Below are 18,928 nucleotides of genomic sequence, written 5' to 3'. Positions count from 1 at the left end.
TGTGAATGTGTGCATACCTTTAGTTCTTTACGTTCTCCAAACTTCCGAAATTATTTTATTGGTCATTCACTTTCAACTTTGGGTACCTGGATACAACAAGTTGCCTTGGCTTGGATTATATACGAACTAACCAATTCTGCTGCTTTACTGGGTGTTATTGGTTTTTGCGCTCTTATTCCACAACTTATCGTCAGCCTCTTTTTTATTAATAACCATCCAGCATCTATGAATTGGGTGATTTTTATTGCGGCAAGTTTAGGTTTCACCAGTTTATTGCTCAGTCGTGGTATGAAAGATATTAACTAAACTTCCACTTCCATGGCTTAAAAATTGCAATCAATAATCCAGTCAAGCCAATATAACTCGCAGTTTCTGGCCATTCCTCCAATAATGGAATGGCCAAAATCACAGCAAAAAAAAGGAGCTAATACCAAAATACTACCAGCACGAAATGCACCCAAATCTCATAAAAGTTCTGTAACTTAACAAGAATACCTGTAAGCTGAGTTACTTTTTAACGAGTTCTTCTGAATAATCTCTTGCATCGGCCTAATAGATTTTATTTTTAAAAGCCAGAATATCTGGCCCCGAGCCACAACCAACATCAAAAATCCAAGTACCTTCAGACAACTCAGCTAAAAATGGCTGATATAGACTTTCCATATCAACTTCAAACGTTGAAGCTGTAAATTTTTCTGCATGCTTATTGTAGCAGTCTATTGTATTCATTACGGACACTTAGGCCAAAAGATATTTTTAGTCTACAAGAAAACAAAAATAAGGGAGCTAAGAAGCATCCCTTATTTTTGACTCGCCAACTTTTGAGTCTATAAAACCGACAACTAATTTAGGCATTTTTACGGTATATTTTTGTCAGAAATGGAATGTACCGTAAAAAATACCGTAAAAGTTTACGGTATCCTAAAACGCCTTCGGACATTATCGGATAATAGATAGATATAAGTTATTAATTTTTAATAATATTAGGATTAGGTTGGATGTGATCAAACACAGAAATGGTGCGCTCAGCGGGACTCGAACCCACGCCACAGGCTTCGGAGACCTGTACTCTATCCAGTTGAGCTATGAGCGCTTATATGAGGAGTGCGCACATCATAACAAAAAATCGCATAAGGTAAACAACTATATATAAGCTAGTGATTTTAGTGACTACGCTTTGAACAATCTTCTCACACCTTTATAAAAGAATTCCCACTCAATCACTTGGCTTATTTATACAGATCACTCACAATATCTCAATTTTTCACCATTTGAGATCTCCATGACTGATGCATTGACCTTAAGGGATTTGTCAAAGACCTATCGCAATGGCTTTCAAGCATTAAAAGGTATTAATCTGGATGTACCAGAGGGTGAGTTTTATGCCCTGCTCGGCCCGAATGGTGCAGGTAAATCTACAACCATCGGCATCATTAGTTCTTTAACAAGAAAAACTTCTGGGACTGTTGAAATTTTTGGTCATAACCTTGATACCCACCCTTCTGAAGCGAAACAGTGTTTAGGCGTAGTACCACAAGAATTCAACTTCTCCCAGTTTGAGAAAACGTTCGACATCCTTGTTACGCAGGCGGGTTATTACGGTATTCCAAAGAAAGTTGCTCAAGAACGTGCCGAAGAATATTTAAACAAACTAGGTTTGTGGGAAAAACGCGCTACACAGGCACGCATGCTTTCAGGCGGGATGAAGCGTCGTCTGATGATCGCCCGTGCCATGATGCATGAACCAAAACTGTTAATTCTGGATGAACCAACGGCGGGTGTCGATATCGAGCTGCGTCGCTCGATGTGGGACTTTCTGAATGAGATGAACAATAAAGGTACATCAATCATTCTGACCACTCACTACTTAGAAGAAGCAGAGATGCTGTGTCGCCGGATTGCAATCATTGACCGTGGTGTCATTAAAGAAGATACCACCATGAAGAACTTCCTCAATCAGCTAAATGAAGAATCCTTTATCTTCGATCTGGCCGAACCAATCGAACCTCTCCAGCTCGATATTATTGGTGTGAAGTTTAATCTGGTCGATCCAATGACATTGGAAGTCACTTTAGATAAAGCACATAGTATGAATGAGCTGTTCCAGTTACTCGAAGCACAAAACATCCAAGTACGTAGTATGCGTAACAAATCCAACCGTCTTGAAGAATTGTTTGTGAAAATGGTTGAGAAAAACCTCAATGGAGCTGCGCAATGAATTTAAATCAGCTTGGCGTTGCCCTCTATACCATCATTTATAAAGAAATCCGCCGCTTTATGCGGATCTGGCCCCAAACCCTACTTCCACCTGCCATTACCATGACTTTATATTTCGTGATTTTTGGTAATCTGGTGGGTTCACGGATTGGAGAAATGGGCGGCTTTAGCTATATGCAGTTCATTGTGCCCGGTTTGATCATGATGGCGGTCATTACCAACAGTTATGCCAACGTATCTTCTAGCTTCTTCAGTTCTAAATTTCAAAAGAGCATTGAAGAACTGATTATGAGTCCGGTACCGCTACATGCAATCCTGTGGGGCTATGTTCTAGGTGGCGTGGCACGTGGTATTTTGGTGGCAATTATTGTGACCAGCATGAGTCTATTTTTTACTGACTTATATATTACTAACTGGTTCGTCACTATATATACAGTACTCGTTACTTCGCTACTGTTTTCATTGGGTGGCTTTATTAATGCGGTATATGCCAAATCCTTTGATGACATCTCGATTATCCCCACTTTTGTGCTGACTCCCCTGACTTATTTAGGTGGTGTATTCTATGCCATCAGTGTTTTAAGCCCTTTTTGGCAAAATCTCTCTTTAATTAACCCGATCGTCTATATGGTGAATGCATTCCGTTTCGGCATTTTAGGTCATAGCGATGTCAATGTTTCCATTTCATTGGCTGTAATTACCTTCTGGTGTGCTGTGTTATACGGTATTGCTTACTATTTATTGTCTCGTGGTTCAGGAATGCGTGAATAATGAGTGTAGAACATTCTCTTCTTGGTAAAGACACCAACTATCCAACAGAATATCAACCGGAGATTCTGTACCCAATTTCACGTGCACCTGCGCGTGAGAAATATGCTCATATTGAAGCTATTCAACAAGGTACGGACTGGTGGCATATTTTTGAAATATCCTGGTTAAATGCTGCCGGTGTACCACAGGTCACAATTGGTCGAATGACTTTACCCGCATCTTCTCCAAATTTGATCGAATCCAAGTCTCTTAAGCTGTATTTCAATAGCCTGAATTTTGCCAAGTTTGAGTCTAAATCAGCTTTTATTGCGACAGTCGAACAGGATTTATCTAAAGCCGCTGAAGCGGACGTAAAGCTAGATCTGTTCCATGTAGATGAACTGGACATTTCCAAGCCTGAAGGAATCTGCCTGGATGAACTGATCCCAGAACGTCTGGAAAATCATCCTGATGCGACGTTATTGGCTCTAGATAATGAAAGTGATGAAAATGTCGAAGTTCAGCTATATTCACATTTATTAAGAAGTAACTGTCCAGTCACTGGACAACCAGACTGGGGTACAGTATTTATACGCTATCAAGGTAAAAAACCTTGTTATAAGAGCATATTGGCTTATATTATTTCGTATCGTCAGCACAACGGTTTCCATGAACAATGTGTGGAACAGATATTTGCCGATATCTGGCAAAATCTAAAACCGGAAAAGCTGATGGTATATGCGACCTATACACGCCGTGGTGGATTGGATATCAACCCTTGCCGTGTATCGGACTCCACATGGATGCCTCGCCCTATTCGTTTAGCGCGACAATAAGAAACATTGAGGTTTAACGATGCCTTTTTTTGGATTTATTCCTTCAGCAGAACTTTTAAATACAATTCAGACTGCACAGAAAAATAAAAATTCCAGCGAACCGCTGTATCCACTTCGTGACAAAACGGCATTAATGATCAATGATGAGATCATTGATGCTATTTTGACTGAACTTGTACGCAAGTTTCCAGCAAGTGATAAGCGTGATACTGCGGAAAAACTGGCAGGATATATCAAGTCCACGGTAGCAGTCTTGCTCAAGCAGTTATTGGGCAAAGCTCCCAATGATGTGGTACGTGAATCCATTGCCTTTTCTGAACGCAGTCTGTTTAAGGATCCTGAAGGCAACATCCGTATCGGTGAATCTCTGGATGCCAATCTGGTCACTAGCCTTAAGTACCAGTTTGCTGAAGTAAAAGCAGGCAATGAAATCGATAAACAGACCTTGAGCAATCTCTATAAAGAGTTTGGTGAGGCGACTGTGCGTCATTTCATGGTGGATTTTAACAAAACCCTGGATCTGGGCATGATTAAACGTAAAGCGGCCGATATCGGTGCTTCTGCAGTGATCAAGGCAATCAACATTGCTGCTGATAAAATCATCCTGAAATTAAACAAGGATGAACTAAAGGCAATGGCGGAATACCACGACACTTTGTTCTATTCTTAATATAAGTTGATCAAAAAAGCCTGACTGATGTCGGGCTTTTTTATTGCCAATGAAATAGCTTGTTACAGTAAACGCATCTTCACAAGAAAAATGCGTTAAAAATAGCCATACTTTGTCTCTTTTTGTCAAAGCGGTTGGATGTCATTATACAGTCAATGTTATCTTTGATAGTCCTGAGCAATTGTGTTCTGTTTACAAGATTTTATCGATTTTTTGCCTCTTTTCTCAGGCATAAATAGAAGTGCAGGATGCCCCTTATTGCCAACTCATTCATGAAATTGGAAATCACTGTCAGATGTTAAAACCACATTTTTATAAAAAACTTAAACGACTTTCTCTGGTATTCGCTGCACTAAGTTTTAGTAGTTTTAGCCAAGCCAATGATTTCCAAACGCATCCCTCTTATTCCGCTTTTAAAATCAAAACCATGCAACAGTATGGTTTAAGTAATGAACAGATTGACTGGGCCATGAATGGTACACGCAATTTGCCGAATGTGCTGAGCATCATGAGCCGTCCTGGTGAAAGCAAACCGTGGTATAGCTATAAAACCAATTTTCTGGCTGAAAGTACCATTCAGCGTGGTGTGCATTTTAAACAGCAGTATGCCGATACCCTGAATCGTGCTGAACAGCAGTTTGGTGTACCACAGGCGATTATTCTTGGGATTCTGGGAGTAGAAACCGGTTTTGGTAGCAACAAAGGTTCTTTTATCACCCGTGATGCATTAGCCACTCTTGGATTTAATGGTGATCGCCGCAATGGATACTTTCAGGATGAGCTTTCTGCTCTGATTGCCTGGTCATATAAAGATGGGGTGCCAACCAACTCCGTAGTGGGTTCTTATGCCGGTGCGATCGGTTATCCTCAGTTTATGCCAAGCAATATTCCCAAGTTTGGTGTCGACTATGATGGCAATGGTCATATTGATCTTCGTAACTCTGCTGTGGACGCTATTGGTTCAATTGCCAATTATCTGGCTCAGCATGGCTGGCAACGCAACCAGCCAATTGCTTTCCCTGCACGTTATGCTGGTTCAAATCCGGATGCAATAATTGCCAAGGACCTGACCCAGCCAACACCCTATGGTGTATTAAAAACTCAAGGAATTAGTCCTATGAATCCGATCGTAAAAATCGACGATCTGGATTTGGTCAATGTCATTCAATTGCAAGAAAATTATGGACCGATTTACTACATTACTTATCCAAATTTTCAGGTGATTACCACCTATAATCGCAGCCGAATGTACGCCACTGCTTTGTGGTTATTAGGTACAGAAATCGTGAGTCGATAAGGCTCTTATTTACCGCAAGACACAAAAGTCAACAAATATTTATGAGAAATAGTTCAAATTCTGGACTTTTTTCATACTTTGTTACAATTATGATTATTTTTTAACCAATTATTGTTTATTTTACGTTCTTTTCAAGACTATTTTAATTAAAGACTAGACAGGCTATTACCGGCATGAATATTATCCATTTCGTCAAATGTAGTTGCATAAGTTAAATATCAGGCTCGTTTACTTGGTTTTTCAGCACTTTAGATTAACCTTTTGAACCCGCTGCTAGGAGTTGATTCGATGCATTCTTCAATCAAATACTTAATGGCCATTGCCACGACCGTCACACTGACGCAGTCGCAGGCAGAATTGGTTCAGTCATCATCATTAAATAATGATAATGACCGTTCGCGTGTTGCCACACGTGTTCTGAATCGTGAAGCTCAAAGCTTCAATTCAAACTTTACAAATTTAAACAGCCTTTCAATCACTGAGCGTTCTGGCGATAAAGTTCGTCGTGAAACGATTGCAGCTAAAATTGAAATCCCTGAAGATGAGCCTTCAGTGATTGAAAAACTGAACACTGTTGCTTCCAACACAGTTCGTAAATTCAGCCAGACTGGTACAGCATCTTGGTATGGTCGTCAGTTCCACGGTCGTAAAACGGCTAGCGGCGAAACTTTCGACATGAACGGAATGACTGCAGCTCACCGCAGCCTCCCATTGAATTGTTACATTCGTGTGACTAACAAGAACAATGGTAAGAGTGTGGTAGTGAAAGTAAATGACCGTGGTCCATTCCATGGCAACCGTGTACTTGATTTATCTTATGGTGCAGCCAAGCAAATTGGCATCACCAATGCGGGTACTGCCAAAGTTAGTATTGAGCGTGTACAAGGGCCAAACTCTTAAGATTTAGCTTATTAACGCATTTGACCAAAAGCCACAGATAATGTGGCTTTTTTTTATGGAATGATTTGCTGTGCTTAAATTAGAACTTATTTCAGGTGTACTGTTACTGCTCTTATCTGCCCTGCTCGTCTATTGGTCTTTCTCCAGTAAGCTGACTTCCTGACGAGTGCGTTTTGACCACCACCCTGTTCTGCTTTATATTTTAAGAAATAGAAGCAGCAGGAGTGGAAAATGAAAACTGTAACGGAATGGTTTGATGAATACAGCGACAGTCATCAGAACAAGACTAACAAGCTGATCCACTGGGTCTGCGTTCCCACCATCTATTTTTCTATTATCGGTATTCTTGCTCACTTCAGTGCATTACTCACTGCATTACTGGTTGTCTTGGCGATGATCTTTTATACGCGTCTTGATATTGTATTGGCGGTTGCTATGGCAGCACTGACTTTAGTTATGGCCTGGTTGATCTGGATCCTGCCAGTTGGCGTCGGTTTTTATATCGGGCTATTTGTTTTTGCCTGGGTTGGCCAGTTTTATGGCCATAAAGTGGAAGGGAAAAAGCCTTCTTTTTTTAAAGACCTCCAATTCCTTCTTATTGGCCCGATTTGGTGCATGGATGCCTATCTAGGCAAAGTAATTCCTTTTTGGAAAAGTCGCCAAATAAGCGAAATGAAGCGCATTTAGCGCTATTTCTCATTTTCCTTCATGGGAAGGACCTTATTGATAGGTTCTTCCTTGATGTTTTAACCAGCCATCAACATGTTTTCGGCTTGGATCATGATGCGTCCAATGAATGACCCCACCTTTTTCGCTATATTCATATTCACCAAAAAATTCGACCACGTCGCCTTTTTGAATATTTGAAATACGCGGTGCCAGATCAATATTATGAGCGATCAGCACGGTATGGCCATTGTTTAGTTCTAAAATAAACTTCTGATGACGAGACCCTTCATTATCATCTTTTAATATCGCAATCACCTCGCCTGCACCTTGAACCTGAATATCACTTTGTCTTTGCTGATAAGCCTGTTGTATACGTGCAGTACCCGTATCTACCGTATTAATATTTGCACGATCAGGCTGCTGTTTATGTTGTTCAGTAGCTTCCTGTACAGGTGTGAAAGTATTGGTCAGTTGCCTGGGCTCAGACAGATCAAGCCCTAAATAAGCAGCAACCAATAGTACGATGACTACTCCAATCCCTATATTTGTTTTATTTACCATAATTCTCCCCTGATCAGTAATGACTTAATCATAAAAAAAGCCCCATTAAATGGGGCTTTTCTAACTTTTACCTAAAGGTAAAAATTATTGAGCAGCAGCAGCTTGAGCAGCAGCAACTTCATCAGCAAAGCTCATTTCAGCTTTCTTCTCGATGCCTTCACCCACTTCGAAGCGAGTGAATTGAGCAACTGTAGTACCAGTTGCTTTAAGGATTTCAGCAACTTTTTTGTCGTTGTCGATAACGTATTGTTGACGCTCAAGAACAACTTCGTTCAGGTATTTCTCAACAGAACCTACAACCATCTTCTCAACGATGTTTGCTGGTTTGCCAGATTCAAGTGCTTTCGCTTCAGCGATTTCTTTTTCTTTCGCGATTAGCTCAGCTGGAACTTGTTCAGCAGAAACTGCAACCGGGTTGAACGCAGCAACGTGCATTGCAATACCTTTACCAGTCGCGTCGTCACCTGTATAAGACACAACAACACCGATCTTAAGACCGTGTTTGTAAACTGCAAGGTTTTCGCCTTCAACAATTTTCGCACGACGTACTTGGATGTTTTCACCGATTTTTTGAACAAGCGCGATACGAGCTTCTTCAACAGTAGCGCCATCTTCAAGTTTAAGTTCAGCGATTTTAGCAACATCAGTTTCGTTAGCAGCAAGAGCAGCAGCAGCAACTTTAGCAGAGAAACCAGCAAAGTTTTCGTCTTTAGCAACGAAGTCAGTTTGACAGTTTACTTCTAAAAGAATTGCTTTGTTGCCTTCCTGAGCGATCGTGATCGCGCCGTCAGCAGCAATGTTACCAGCTTTTTTAGCTGCTTTTGCTTGACCAGATTTACGCAGGTTATCGATCGCAAGTTCGATGTCACCACCAGCTTCTGTCAAAGCTTTTTTACATTCCATCATTGCAAGACCTGTACGATCACGCAATTCTTTAACCATGCTTGCTGTAACTGCAGTCATGTTTATCTCCTAAATTCGGTAGAAAATGAATTCTTTATAGAACAGAAACGGCCCAGAGGATTCTCATGGGCCGCCTGCATACACGACGCTTACTTTGCCACCATCACGTGTCGCAAAAATGACAAGCTAGCGTCTAACGCATTAAGCCTCAGAAGCTGGAGCTTCTTCTGCTTTAGCTTGTGCATTTGCTTGTGATTGAGCATATTCTTTACCAGCAAGAATCGCGTCAGCCATAGCAGAAGCATAAAGAGTAACTGCACGGATCGCATCGTCGTTACCCGGAATAACGTAATCTACGTTGTCTGGGTTAGAGTTTGTATCAACGATACCGATTACAGGAATACCAAGGTTTTTAGCTTCTTTGATTGCAATTGCTTCGTGATCAACGTCGATTACGAATAGTGCGTCAGGTAAACCACCCATGTTTTTAACGCCGCCAAGACCGCGTTCAAGTTTTTCCATCTCACGAGTACGCTCAAGAGCTTCACGTTTAGTCAGCTTAGCGAAAGTACCGTCTTGAGATTGAGTTTGAAGGTCTTTTAGACGGTTGATTGACTGACGAAGAGTTTTCCAGTTAGTCAACATACCACCTAACCAACGGTGATCAACGTATGGTTGACCAGCGCGTTGAGCTTGCTCACGGATAATTGCAGAAGCTGCACGTTTAGTACCAACGAACAAAACTTTGTTCTTTTTGCTAGCCAATTGGTTAGCAAAGTTCAAAGCATCATTTAACGCAGGAACAGTGTGCTCAAGGTTGATGATGTGAATTTTGTTACGCGCGCCAAAGATATATTGACGCATTTTTGGGTTCCAGAAACGAGTTTGGTGACCAAAGTGCGCGCCAGCTTGTAGAAGGTCGCGCATGCTTACGTTGTAATCTGCCATTTTCTTTACCTTAAAGATTTGGGTTAGGCCTCCATATATCCGCATTCTCCACCCTTGCGGGCACCCAGAGTAATGTGACGATATATGTGCGGATTTTTAATACACCATTCATCAAGCTACGCAAATATATTCACGAAAAAGCATTTGATAAAATGGGCGGCTATTTATACCATAGTCGCACACAAATTTCCAAAAGTTTTTAGAGATCATGAACACTACTTATCAAGCTCCCCGTCGTTTAATTAAATCCGCTGAAGATATCGAAAAGATGCGTGTAGCTGGACGACTGGCGGCAGAAGTTTTGGATATGATCAAACCGCATATCAAACCAGGTGTATCAACGCTTGAATTGGATACGATTTGTCATGACTATATTGTAAATGTACAGAATGCGATTCCAGCATGTCTGGGCTATGGCGCAGCGCCAGGCCGTCCTGCTTTCCAGCATACCATCTGTACATCAGTCAACCATGTGGTCTGTCACGGTATTCCCTCTGAAGGCAAGATCTTGAAAAAAGGCGATATTCTTAATATTGACGTGACTGTCATCAAAGATGGTTTTCATGGCGATACCAACATGATGTACATCGTGGGGGGTGAAACTTCTATTCTGGCGAACCGCCTATGTAAAGTCGCTCAAGAAGCGATGTATCGTGGGATCGCAGTAGTTAAGCCAGGTGCAACCATGGGTGATATCGGTCATGCGATCCAAAAATATGTGGAATCTGAACGTTTTAGCGTAGTACGTGAATACTGCGGTCATGGCATCGGTACCACTTTCCATGACGAACCGCAAGTGCTGCATTATGGCCAGCCAAATACCGGTATGATCTTAGAAGAAGGTATGACATTTACGATTGAACCAATGGTCAATGCGGGTGTTTGGCAAACCAAATTGCTTGGTGACAAGTGGACGGTTGTGACTAAGGATCACAAATTATCTGCGCAATATGAGCACACTCTTTTAGTAACAAAACATGGCGTAGAAGTCCTGACTGCCCGCCCTGAAGAAGATTTGTCACGTTTTACGGCATAATCCTTACAGGAAGTGCACAAAAAAGGTTACCCTCAGGTAGCCTTTTTTATTTTATATTTCACATATTTTATAGATTTTAAGTTTAGCCTGAAAGCCTTCAGTTACTGCACCTTAACATCGAAGTTCAAGATAAACTTCGGCTATCAAAACACTTTTTCCGTAAAGTTTTATAAATTCTTTTGCCTAATGTGCACCAATATAGGCTAAGATATTGTGCTTTTTATTTTTTAATCCCTATAAGAAGGAATACTGCCGTGGACGTACGTCTCTCTGATCGTGTAAATGCCATCAAACCGTCCCCAACGCTTGCTGTGACTAACAAAGCTGCTGAACTTAAAGCTGCTGGTCATAACGTAATTGGCTTGGGTGCAGGTGAACCAGATTTTGATACACCACAACACATCAAAGATGCAGCAATTGCAGCGATTAACAACGGTTTCACCAAATACACCGCTGTAGACGGTACGCCAGGTCTTAAAAAAGCCATTATTGCCAAATTCAAACGTGACAACAACCTTGACTATGCAGCAAACCAGATCCTGGTTTCTTGTGGTGGCAAGCAATCATTCTTTAACCTGGCACTTGCCTTGTTAAACAAGGGTGATGAAGTCATCATCCCTGCACCATTCTGGGTAAGCTACCCTGATATGGTGATCATTGCTGAAGGTGTTCCTGTTATTGTGAAATGTGGTGAAGAACAACGTTTCAAAATTACTCCTGAACAATTAGAAGCGGCGATCACTGACAAAACTCGTCTAGTGGTATTGAACAGCCCTTCTAACCCGACTGGCATGATCTATACGAAAGCTGAACTAGAAGCCTTAGCTGCAGTACTGCGTAAATACCCAGAAGTGTATATCGCATCTGATGACATGTATGAACCAATCCGTTGGGATGACGAGTTCTACAATATCGCAACTGTTGCGCCAGACCTTTATGACCGTACAATCGTATTAAACGGTGTGTCTAAAGCCTATGCAATGACAGGCTGGCGTATCGGCTACGCAGCTGGTCCTGCGAAACTGATTGGCGCAATGAAGAAAATCCAGTCTCAATCAACTTCTAACCCGACTTCAATTTCGCAAGTTGCTGCTGAAGCTGCATTGAATGGTCCTCAAGACGTACTTGAGCCAATGATTGAAGCATTCAAACGTCGTCATGACCTGGTTGTAAAAGGCTTAAATGATATCAATGGTATTTCTTGCCTACCTGCGGACGGTGCATTCTATGCATACGCAAACATCAAACCATTGATTCGTGCCAAAGGTCTTAAATCTTGCACAGAATTCTCTGCTTGGTTACTGGAAGAAACTGGTGTTGCAGTCGTTCCTGGTGATGCATTCGGTCTAGGCGGCTTCATGCGTATCTCTTACGCAACTGCTGACGAAGTACTGGTTGATGCACTTGCTCGTATCAAGAAAGCTGCTGATTCAATCGAAGGCGTAGATGCTGCGATTGCTTCTATCGAAGCTGAAAAAGCTGCTAAATAATTTAGAGACTTTCTCAAGTTTTTAAATAAAAAACCCGCGTTTATCGCGGGTTTTTTATTTGTTCTCTTTAAATTTAATCTTAAATTTTGCACTTTCAAAACTAAAATTATGAGCGATCCGAATTAAACATCTCGATGACTTCAGCTTCAGTCATTTTTTGGGTTTGATTATTAAATAAATAGAAGGCTGGCTGGTGATCCACATAGATCTCTAGATTAAAATCCAGATCCTCAGGTAATTCCTCCAATGTAAACACATTGATATGGGCAAATGAATGATCTTTGGTCCGCCAAAAAATAAAAGTACCACAAACCCTACAAAAGCCACGCTCCGCCCATTCTGAAGAGTTAAAAACAGATAAATACTGCTGATCGACAAAATGAATATCTTCGATATCAATAGTCATTAATGGCCCACCGGTCTGGCGGCGACACATCGAGCAATGACAGGCAGCAACTTCATGATTCCTGAGTTGTACTTCAAACCGAGTCACACCACATAAACATCTTGCTTTCATCAGTATTCCTCATTGAACTTATTTTTTATATTTATTTTTAAGCCAAGGTATAAACCCTGCATACTCCAATCATACAATTTTTAATTGATGCCTGAGCCTCCATCCATCTAGAATTTAAAGATCATTCCAAAATCTAAAATAACAAGAGCAAGCAATGGATATCAAGAATCTATCAGGTTTACAGATTATGCAAGAAATGTGTAATGGCAACCTGCCGATGCCTTCTATGGCAACAACCATTCCCATGAAACCTACTTTAATTGAAAGTGGTCAGGTCACGTTTGAGGTGCAGGCAGATCAACACCATTTAAATCCTTTAGGCGGTGTACACGGGGGCTTTGCTGCAACAGTACTGGACACCGTAACAGGCTGTGCAATTCATACCGTTTTAGAAGCAGGCGCAGGATATGGCACGATTAATCTCAATATTAAAATGTGTCGCCCCATTCCCCAAAACAGACCATTGACGGCTATTGGTCAAATCATTAATACCAGCAAAAATCTTGCAATCTCAGAAGGAAAAATTATCGATGAAGATGGCAAGCTTTATGCTCATGCAACAGCCACCTGTATGATTTTTCGTTAAAAACTTCTAGTTTAAGAAAGGCTTAAAGCATACCCCACTTCGCATGCGGTGCTTGAACAGCTTTTGGTTGAGTCAAAGCCTGATACTCAAAATAATGTCTAGAGACATTCGCCAGACTTAATTCTTGAGTCTGTGCAGTAGATGTCTGCCAAACTTTAGACTGATTTGAACCCGTAATGAGATTGCCCGAAATAGCATAAATAAACAGATCTTTTGGCTGTATTTCAGGCGCATTCAGGAATACTTCAAAGCTAAATTGGCGTTCCTTCTCAACCAGCCATTTTTCTGCAAACCACAATTGTAACAAGTCACCCAAATACAACTGTTTTGCAGTTAAGGGCCATAAACGGATTTCAGCGCCATGAACAGGAGTAAAATATCGGGTAGAATCTTGAATAATATCAAGGTAGTTTTCTTGATAGAAAGACAGTTGGGCGAAAATTTGAGGGATAGTGAGCGTATTCATTCGCTTTCTCCGGTTTAGCCATTTTTGTGCTGGCAAGTAGGTTTAAATCCACACTGTTTGACCATCTGGTCAAACGACTTTATATTTTCAATTTAGCAATTCGCTTATGCGCTGACAAGCTTTTTTTGAATTTTATAATTGATTGTCTAAATTAAAATCAGACAAACTATATTTGCAATAAATATAGAAGTTTTTGCTTGACCCCTGTCAAAATCCCTCTATAATCGCATTCAGATTCTCCCATAGCTCAGTCGGTAGAGCGACGGACTGTTAATCCGCAGGTCCCTGGTTCGAGCCCAGGTGGGAGAGCCAAATTCAAGAAAGCCCAAGCATTTAAGACTTGGGCTTTTTTATTGCTCCAATCTTTACTCGCATCAAAACTTTTCATCTCCCCCGTCTCACTCCTCCATGAAACTAGAATGATACTGATTGATAAACATACTCTGATCAGATATGAAGGATTTTATTTTTAACTCGTACATTTTTTTAACAATTAATATTTAATATACCCCTAAGTAGAGTCGCCTTTCAATCGACACAGTATTATTAGAAATTTAAAATTGCTTAGGCTATTTTTTAAACTTAAAAGACACTGAGCTATACTTTCGATAGATATAAAAAATCCCCCATTTTGGAGGATTTTTTTAAGGATGGTTTAAGCAGCTTTTACTGGTACACCACTATGGAAGCGGAACATCTCATCTGGACTTAGAATCAGACTCTTTTCTACTTCACGAATATGCTCAATACGCGCCTGAATATCTTCTTTTGGATTTTTCAGTTTTGCTGTTTTCGCTACATCCATAGCGAGTGCCAGATAGTCCTCAAAGTGGCGCGATTCTGACTTGAGCAGGTAACGGTAATAACGTCCCAGCTCATCATCAACATGCGGTGCCAGCGCATAAAAACGTTCACAAGAGCGAGCTTCCACAAAAGCACCAATGACTAACACATCAATCAGCGCTTCCGGCTCATAAGTGCGGATCTCTTTGCGCAAGCCACCGGCATAGCGTCCTGCACTGAGACCAGTCCACTGCTGACCACGCTTGTTCATGAATTCCAGCACCTGTTCATAGTGCAGCATTTCTTCGCGTACCAGCTGTGCCAGCTTTACCTGTAAGTCTACGAAAAAACTATAACGAAACATCAGGTTCATTGCAGTACTGGCAGCTTTCTTCTCACAGTTGGCATGATCCTGCATCAGGATCTCCAGATTCTGTAAGGCTTCATCAAGCCAGGATTTAGGAGTTTCACAACCCAGAAAACCAATGACTGGTTTCATGAGTTCATCATAATCAATATTCGACATAACTTTTTAATCTTAACGTGCAGCTTTAATTGCAGCCTTCATTTGTTGTACAGCTTGGGCCAGACCAACAAAAACTGCATCTGCAATAATCGAGTGACCAATGTTTAATTCATGAATTTGCGGAATTGCAGCAATTGGAGTGACATTATCCAGATTCAGACCATGCCCGGCATTCACCACCAGACCTTTAGAAGCTGCATACTCAGCCCCTTTGATAATACGCTCTAGTTCGGCCTTTTGTGCTTCAGGTGTTTCAGCATCCGCATAAGCACCGGTATGGATTTCAATCGTTGGTGCACCACACGCGACCGCAGCATCAATCTGGGCAAAATCAGCATCAATAAATAGTGACACATCACAGCCAATCGTAGTTAGCTCTTGAGTAGCCTTCTTTACATCTTCAAAATGACCAACCACATCCAGACCGCCTTCAGTAGTGACTTCCTGACGTTTTTCAGGCACGAAACAGACATGCTGCGGCTGAATTTCTTTAGCAAAAGCCACCATTTCATCAGTCACAGCCATTTCCAGATTCATATGCGTGGTCAATACCGGACGCATACGACGTACATCATCATCCTGGATATGACGACGGTCTTCACGTAAATGCAAGGTAATGCCCTCTGCACCCGCCTGTTCGCAGATCAATGCAGCATTGACTGGGTCTGGGTACGTCGTACCACGTGCTTGTCTTAAAGTTGCGACATGGTCAATATTGACACCAAGTAATGCAGCCATAATATTTTCCTAACTACGATTGAGATTGAGAATTTTGGATCCACAATTGTCGACTTTTGAGTGGCCGATCACCAAGTAAGGCAGTGATGACCTGTCGATAAAGCTTCGTCAATAATTGTAACTGTTCTGGATTAAAATCCCTACCGTTTTCATAGCTCAACATAGTTAAAATCTGCTGCCCCGACAGGGTTGAACGTGAGGCTTTGGCAGAAGGCATGAAACCATCATTGAGCTGAAAATAGTAATGCTGTTGAGGAGCGATAACTGCCTGATTCGCATCAACTGAAAAGTCCAGACCATAACCAAGTTCTTCCAGCAAAACATGCTCAAACTGGCGCAAGATCTGCTTGAGATAGGTATTCGGATCAGTTTGTGTAGAAAGCTGCTGTAAAGCCACTAAAGTTTCGCCATATTTGGCATAAGTCTGCGGCATTTCTACTTCGAGTGGGCAAAGTCGCAGCAGAATCTCGTTCAGATAAAATCCTGAAAAGAATGCATCCCCAAAAAAGAAAATAGGCTGATTGACAATTTCGAGTTTAGTAAAATTTTTGAGTTCAGATTTACCGGATGCTTGCAAGCTGATTGGCTGATATTGTGGTGGTGGCGTCTGTCTTAAAATCCCATCGATACGGCCGTATTCCTGGGTAAATAAATGCACAATATGGCTGCGATCACGATATTTTCGGTGATGAATCAGGTATCCATGCAGCACTTCATTACGCATAGGCTGCTTCTTTAATCTTTATTCTTTTTTGAATTTTTCTCATCTTCTTCGTCATCCCCATCCGGAATGGCGGCGCCCACAACAGCCGCAGTACCTTTGACTGCGACTTTTGTAGTTTTATAAGCAACTTTTACTGGAACGGTCACAACTTTATGAATACAACCCTGCAAGAATAAAACACATGCAGTAATTGCCAGCAATTTCATCATGATCCGTTCCTGCAAAATTAAATATCGCTATAACCTAAGCTTTTTAATGCTCGTTCATCATCAGACCAGCCACCTTTGACTTTCACCCAAAGTGTCAGCATGATTTTCTGTTCGAACATTTTTTCCATATCGACACGTGCATCCATGCCAATTTTTTTCAACTTAGAGCCTTTTTCACCAATCACAATGGCTTTCTGGCCAGGGCGATCAACAAAAATCGTCGCATCAATATAGGTACATGCCGGTTTCATGCGACCGGTTTTCTCATTCAGGGTCGGCTCTTCCGTTTTAAAGGATTCGATCTGAACAGTTAAGTCGTATGGCAGCTCTTCGCCCAACTGACGCATGATCTTTTCACGGATAATTTCAGATGCCAGGAAACGCTCTGAACGGTCAGTCAGCTGATCCAGTGAATATAACGGTGGCTGGAACGGCAGATAGTTAGCAATCGTTGTACGCAGATGCTCAAGGTTAGCACCACGAAGCGCAGAAACCGGTACGATTTCAGCAAAGTTCATCAGCTTGGCACGTTCTTGAATCAAAGGTAATGCATGGTTTTTATTTTCTAGTGTATCAATCTTATTGATCACCAGAATGACCGGCATATCCGCATTTTTCAGCTTTTCCAAAACCAGGTCGTCGTTTGGCGTCCACTTATCTGCATCAACAACAAATAAAACCAGGTTTACATCCCGTAGTGCAGAGTGTGCAGCGCGGTTCATCATTTTATTGATGGCACGTACTTCTTTCTTGTGCATCCCTGGAGTATCCACAAATACTGCCTGAGATTTCTCATGTGAATCAATGCCCACAATCTTGTGACGTGTGGTTTGTGGCTTACGTGAAGTAATCGAAAGTTTCTGTCCCAAAATATGGTTCATCAAGGTTGATTTACCCACGTTTGGACGACCAACAATCGCAACAAAACCACTGCGGTAATCCGAAGGGATTTCAGTGCCTTGTTCGCTAAAAAATTGACTAATTAAGTCATTGCTGTCGCTTTGCGACTCGTGATCAGCATCGATGTGATCGGAATGAGTAGTCATTAAGACTTATGCTCCAATAGTTTTAAAATTTCTGCTGCAACTGCTTGTTCAGCAAAACGGCGACTTGAACCCTCGCCGATCAGGATAGGTAAGTCCTCAATCCGGCACTCCACTTTGAAATGCTGGTTTGGGGCATCCCCTTGAATATCTACAACCTCGTAAACTGGGAGAGGTTTCTTACGTGCTTGTAAATACTCTTGTAAGCGAGATTTAGGGTCTTTAAGCTGATCGGTCGGCTCAATATGGTCTAAATACGGTTCGTACCATTTTAACACAATCGGCTCTAACACGGTGAGATCACCGCAATCGACATAGATCGCACCAATAATGGCTTCTACCGTATCTGCCAGTATAGACTCACGATGATGACCACCAGATTTCAATTCACCGGTACTGAGAATTAAATTCTGGCTCAGCTTTAAATCATTGGCGATTTTTCCTAATGCTTCCTGACGAACCAGAGTCGCACGCATACGCGTTAAACGGCCTTCATTTTCGTGTGGATAAGCAGTGAAGAGATAATTGGCAATGATCATCCCTAAAAGCGAATCGCCCAGAAATTCCAGGCGCTCGTAGTTGTGTTTATGACTGACTGAACGATGGGTCAATGCCAGTTTCAGCAAATCAGCCTGTTTAAACTGATAGCCGATCCGCTTGGCAAGACGTTCATCATTTAGCTTTGACTGTGCTTTGATCAAACTCTTTCTCAAACTTCATCACTAAATCGATATTCATTAGAAAATTCTTGCGAACTTCATAATTCTTTCTTACGACCATCGCTTGCGCATTGTCGAGAATAACATTCTGCTTAATGTCAAAATCGCGAATGTTATTCATCTCTAAACGCTTAGACAGTTCCGAATTAAATTTCTCCGGCGTGATATTTGCAGGAGCTGTTTTTAATATCTCCTCAATCTGGCTATCTACCAGACGATCATCGAAATACGGACCCCATACCGCAATTGCGATTTTTGCCAGAAAAGCAAACCCCATAATTGCAAACAATATTGCAATATACGATGCACCTTGTTGATGTCTCATTTTTATTTTCCCAAT

General features: G+C 41.5%; 24 protein-coding genes and 2 tRNA genes. 12 read left to right on the top strand and 14 right to left on the bottom strand.

Going from position 1 to position 18,928, the window contains the following annotated elements; genetic code table 11:
* Window positions 1-9 precede the first annotated feature (9 nt).
* A complete protein-coding gene (locus FSC11_RS16395; RefSeq protein ID WP_262478168.1) occupies window positions 10-306 on the top strand; it encodes an MFS transporter in 297 nt (98 codons plus the stop codon).
* A 243-nt stretch (window positions 307-549) separates the two neighbouring features.
* On the opposite strand, the gene FSC11_RS05010 is transcribed toward FSC11_RS16395, so the two are convergent.
* Entirely contained in the window at window positions 550-729 is a 180-nt protein-coding gene (locus tag FSC11_RS05010) for a hypothetical protein (protein WP_420867676.1), read from the bottom strand.
* A gap of 288 nt (window positions 730-1,017) precedes the next feature.
* Window positions 1,018-1,093: transfer RNA gene (locus FSC11_RS05005), tRNA-Arg, on the bottom strand.
* 189 nt (window positions 1,094-1,282) lie between these two features.
* On the opposite strand from FSC11_RS05005, the gene FSC11_RS05000 reads away from it, so the two are divergent.
* From FSC11_RS05000 to FSC11_RS04970, 7 genes are all read left to right on the top strand, one after another.
* Window positions 1,283-2,218 carry an ABC transporter ATP-binding protein gene (locus tag FSC11_RS05000; protein ID WP_163165511.1) on the top strand — a complete coding sequence of 312 codons (936 nt, stop codon included), beginning with the start codon at window positions 1,283-1,285 and terminating at the stop codon, window positions 2,216-2,218.
* Entirely contained in the window at window positions 2,215-2,988 is a 774-nt protein-coding gene (locus FSC11_RS04995; RefSeq protein WP_004815236.1) for an ABC transporter permease, read from the top strand. The genes FSC11_RS05000 and FSC11_RS04995 overlap by 4 nt, the downstream gene beginning before the upstream one ends.
* The gene (gene queF, locus FSC11_RS04990) at window positions 2,988-3,803 is read left to right on the top strand and encodes an NADPH-dependent 7-cyano-7-deazaguanine reductase QueF (RefSeq protein ID WP_163165509.1); all 816 of its coding nucleotides are present in this window, start codon (window positions 2,988-2,990) and stop codon (window positions 3,801-3,803) included. Before FSC11_RS04995 ends, queF begins: the two co-directional genes overlap by 1 nt.
* A gap of 19 nt (window positions 3,804-3,822) precedes the next feature.
* Window positions 3,823-4,473, top strand: a complete 651-nt coding sequence (locus FSC11_RS04985; protein ID WP_004892307.1) for a hypothetical protein — start codon at window positions 3,823-3,825, stop codon at window positions 4,471-4,473.
* Between the two features lie 295 nt (window positions 4,474-4,768).
* Window positions 4,769-5,770 carry a lytic murein transglycosylase B gene (gene mltB / locus FSC11_RS04980; RefSeq protein WP_163165507.1) on the top strand — a complete coding sequence of 334 codons (1,002 nt, stop codon included), beginning with the start codon at window positions 4,769-4,771 and terminating at the stop codon, window positions 5,768-5,770.
* A 288-nt stretch (window positions 5,771-6,058) separates the two neighbouring features.
* The gene (locus FSC11_RS04975) at window positions 6,059-6,670 is read left to right on the top strand and encodes a septal ring lytic transglycosylase RlpA family protein (RefSeq protein WP_004815231.1); all 612 of its coding nucleotides are present in this window, start codon (window positions 6,059-6,061) and stop codon (window positions 6,668-6,670) included.
* A gap of 231 nt (window positions 6,671-6,901) precedes the next feature.
* A complete protein-coding gene (locus tag FSC11_RS04970) occupies window positions 6,902-7,357 on the top strand; it encodes an Mpo1 family 2-hydroxy fatty acid dioxygenase (protein WP_004815228.1) in 456 nt (151 codons plus the stop codon).
* Between the two features lie 33 nt (window positions 7,358-7,390).
* Here the strand turns inward: FSC11_RS04970 and FSC11_RS04965 are convergent, their stop codons facing one another.
* The 3 genes from FSC11_RS04965 to rpsB form a co-directional block, all read right to left on the bottom strand.
* A complete protein-coding gene (locus tag FSC11_RS04965) occupies window positions 7,391-7,900 on the bottom strand; it encodes a DUF3465 domain-containing protein (RefSeq protein ID WP_163165504.1) in 510 nt (169 codons plus the stop codon).
* 84 nt (window positions 7,901-7,984) lie between these two features.
* The gene (gene tsf / locus FSC11_RS04960; RefSeq protein WP_004815225.1) at window positions 7,985-8,863 is read right to left on the bottom strand and encodes a translation elongation factor Ts; all 879 of its coding nucleotides are present in this window, start codon (window positions 8,861-8,863) and stop codon (window positions 7,985-7,987) included.
* 141 nt (window positions 8,864-9,004) lie between these two features.
* Window positions 9,005-9,751, bottom strand: a complete 747-nt coding sequence (rpsB, locus tag FSC11_RS04955; RefSeq protein WP_004892292.1) for a 30S ribosomal protein S2 — start codon at window positions 9,749-9,751, stop codon at window positions 9,005-9,007.
* 208 nt (window positions 9,752-9,959) lie between these two features.
* Here rpsB and map point away from each other — a divergent pair, with 208 nt between their 5' ends.
* On the top strand, window positions 9,960-10,787 hold the full coding sequence (gene map, locus FSC11_RS04950; protein WP_004892289.1) for a type I methionyl aminopeptidase: 828 nt from the start codon (window positions 9,960-9,962) through the stop codon (window positions 10,785-10,787).
* Between the two features lie 254 nt (window positions 10,788-11,041).
* On the top strand, window positions 11,042-12,277 hold the full coding sequence (locus FSC11_RS04945) for a pyridoxal phosphate-dependent aminotransferase (RefSeq protein WP_004815219.1): 1,236 nt from the start codon (window positions 11,042-11,044) through the stop codon (window positions 12,275-12,277).
* A 106-nt stretch (window positions 12,278-12,383) separates the two neighbouring features.
* Here the strand turns inward: FSC11_RS04945 and FSC11_RS04940 are convergent, their stop codons facing one another.
* Window positions 12,384-12,794 (bottom strand): GFA family protein, encoded by a 411-nt coding sequence (locus tag FSC11_RS04940; RefSeq protein WP_004892283.1) that lies wholly within the window; start codon window positions 12,792-12,794, stop codon window positions 12,384-12,386.
* 154 nt (window positions 12,795-12,948) lie between these two features.
* Here FSC11_RS04940 and FSC11_RS04935 point away from each other — a divergent pair, with 154 nt between their 5' ends.
* Window positions 12,949-13,380, top strand: coding sequence for a PaaI family thioesterase (locus tag FSC11_RS04935; protein WP_163165502.1), 432 nt, complete (start codon window positions 12,949-12,951; stop codon window positions 13,378-13,380).
* A gap of 22 nt (window positions 13,381-13,402) precedes the next feature.
* Here FSC11_RS04935 and FSC11_RS04930 read toward each other — a convergent pair whose 3' ends face one another.
* A complete protein-coding gene (locus tag FSC11_RS04930) occupies window positions 13,403-13,846 on the bottom strand; it encodes a hypothetical protein (protein ID WP_163165500.1) in 444 nt (147 codons plus the stop codon).
* 236 nt (window positions 13,847-14,082) lie between these two features.
* Between FSC11_RS04930 and FSC11_RS04925 the strand changes: the two genes are divergently transcribed.
* Window positions 14,083-14,158, top strand: a tRNA-Asn gene (locus tag FSC11_RS04925).
* Between the two features lie 343 nt (window positions 14,159-14,501).
* On the opposite strand, the gene FSC11_RS04920 is transcribed toward FSC11_RS04925, so the two are convergent.
* Genes FSC11_RS04920 through FSC11_RS04890 form a run of 7 tightly spaced genes read right to left on the bottom strand, consistent with a single transcriptional unit; the run spans window position 14,502 to window position 18,913 of the window.
* Window positions 14,502-15,155 (bottom strand): MiaE family protein, encoded by a 654-nt coding sequence (locus FSC11_RS04920; RefSeq protein ID WP_163165498.1) that lies wholly within the window; start codon window positions 15,153-15,155, stop codon window positions 14,502-14,504.
* Between the two features lie 12 nt (window positions 15,156-15,167).
* Window positions 15,168-15,893 carry a pyridoxine 5'-phosphate synthase gene (pdxJ, locus tag FSC11_RS04915; protein ID WP_163165496.1) on the bottom strand — a complete coding sequence of 242 codons (726 nt, stop codon included), beginning with the start codon at window positions 15,891-15,893 and terminating at the stop codon, window positions 15,168-15,170.
* Window positions 15,894-15,906: 13 nt separating this feature from the next.
* Complete coding sequence (gene recO, locus FSC11_RS04910) at window positions 15,907-16,617, bottom strand: DNA repair protein RecO (RefSeq protein WP_076753836.1); 711 nt, start codon at window positions 16,615-16,617, stop codon at window positions 15,907-15,909.
* An 11-nt stretch (window positions 16,618-16,628) separates the two neighbouring features.
* Window positions 16,629-16,826: an NF038104 family lipoprotein gene (locus FSC11_RS04905; RefSeq protein ID WP_163165494.1), complete on the bottom strand. Its 198-nt coding sequence runs from the start codon at window positions 16,824-16,826 to the stop codon at window positions 16,629-16,631.
* Between the two features lie 17 nt (window positions 16,827-16,843).
* Window positions 16,844-17,872, bottom strand: a complete 1,029-nt coding sequence (gene era, locus FSC11_RS04900) for a GTPase Era (protein ID WP_163165492.1) — start codon at window positions 17,870-17,872, stop codon at window positions 16,844-16,846.
* Window positions 17,872-18,570 carry a ribonuclease III gene (gene rnc, locus FSC11_RS04895; protein WP_004815197.1) on the bottom strand — a complete coding sequence of 233 codons (699 nt, stop codon included), beginning with the start codon at window positions 18,568-18,570 and terminating at the stop codon, window positions 17,872-17,874. The genes era and rnc overlap by 1 nt, the downstream gene beginning before the upstream one ends.
* Complete coding sequence (locus FSC11_RS04890; protein WP_163165490.1) at window positions 18,542-18,913, bottom strand: DUF4845 domain-containing protein; 372 nt, start codon at window positions 18,911-18,913, stop codon at window positions 18,542-18,544. The genes rnc and FSC11_RS04890 overlap by 29 nt, the downstream gene beginning before the upstream one ends.
* Window positions 18,914-18,928 lie beyond the last annotated feature (15 nt).

The organism is Acinetobacter schindleri (assembly GCF_010918895.1).
In the GTDB taxonomy this organism is placed as follows: domain Bacteria; phylum Pseudomonadota; class Gammaproteobacteria; order Pseudomonadales; family Moraxellaceae; genus Acinetobacter; species Acinetobacter schindleri.
Note: the sequence above shows the minus strand (reverse complement) of the source record. Positions and strands in the feature narration are given on the sequence as shown.

Bases quoted from the DNA above. Each gene is read 5' to 3' on its own strand.
- FSC11_RS04985 (WP_004892307.1), top strand. From the start codon at position 3,823: ATGCCTTTTTTTGGATTTATTCCTTCAGCAGAACTTTTAAATACAATT.
- FSC11_RS04890 (WP_163165490.1), bottom strand. From the start codon at position 18,913: ATGAGACATCAACAAGGTGCATCGTATATTGCAATATTGTTTGCAATT.
- pdxJ (WP_163165496.1), bottom strand. From the start codon at position 15,893: ATGGCTGCATTACTTGGTGTCAATATTGACCATGTCGCAACTTTAAGA.
- FSC11_RS04905 (WP_163165494.1), bottom strand. From the start codon at position 16,826: ATGATGAAATTGCTGGCAATTACTGCATGTGTTTTATTCTTGCAGGGT.
- FSC11_RS04975 (WP_004815231.1), top strand. From the start codon at position 6,059: ATGCATTCTTCAATCAAATACTTAATGGCCATTGCCACGACCGTCACA.
- FSC11_RS04995 (WP_004815236.1), top strand. From the start codon at position 2,215: ATGAATTTAAATCAGCTTGGCGTTGCCCTCTATACCATCATTTATAAA.
- era (WP_163165492.1), bottom strand. From the start codon at position 17,872: ATGACTACTCATTCCGATCACATCGATGCTGATCACGAGTCGCAAAGC.
- FSC11_RS04970 (WP_004815228.1), top strand. From the start codon at position 6,902: ATGAAAACTGTAACGGAATGGTTTGATGAATACAGCGACAGTCATCAG.
- FSC11_RS04940 (WP_004892283.1), bottom strand. From the start codon at position 12,794: ATGAAAGCAAGATGTTTATGTGGTGTGACTCGGTTTGAAGTACAACTC.
- mltB (WP_163165507.1), top strand. From the start codon at position 4,769: ATGTTAAAACCACATTTTTATAAAAAACTTAAACGACTTTCTCTGGTA.
- FSC11_RS05010 (WP_420867676.1), bottom strand. From the start codon at position 729: ATGAATACAATAGACTGCTACAATAAGCATGCAGAAAAATTTACAGCT.
- FSC11_RS04930 (WP_163165500.1), bottom strand. From the start codon at position 13,846: ATGAATACGCTCACTATCCCTCAAATTTTCGCCCAACTGTCTTTCTAT.
- FSC11_RS04920 (WP_163165498.1), bottom strand. From the start codon at position 15,155: ATGTCGAATATTGATTATGATGAACTCATGAAACCAGTCATTGGTTTT.
- FSC11_RS05000 (WP_163165511.1), top strand. From the start codon at position 1,283: ATGACTGATGCATTGACCTTAAGGGATTTGTCAAAGACCTATCGCAAT.
- map (WP_004892289.1), top strand. From the start codon at position 9,960: ATGAACACTACTTATCAAGCTCCCCGTCGTTTAATTAAATCCGCTGAA.
- recO (WP_076753836.1), bottom strand. From the start codon at position 16,617: ATGCGTAATGAAGTGCTGCATGGATACCTGATTCATCACCGAAAATAT.
- queF (WP_163165509.1), top strand. From the start codon at position 2,988: ATGAGTGTAGAACATTCTCTTCTTGGTAAAGACACCAACTATCCAACA.
- FSC11_RS04965 (WP_163165504.1), bottom strand. From the start codon at position 7,900: ATGGTAAATAAAACAAATATAGGGATTGGAGTAGTCATCGTACTATTG.
- rpsB (WP_004892292.1), bottom strand. From the start codon at position 9,751: ATGGCAGATTACAACGTAAGCATGCGCGACCTTCTACAAGCTGGCGCG.
- tsf (WP_004815225.1), bottom strand. From the start codon at position 8,863: ATGACTGCAGTTACAGCAAGCATGGTTAAAGAATTGCGTGATCGTACA.
- FSC11_RS04935 (WP_163165502.1), top strand. From the start codon at position 12,949: ATGGATATCAAGAATCTATCAGGTTTACAGATTATGCAAGAAATGTGT.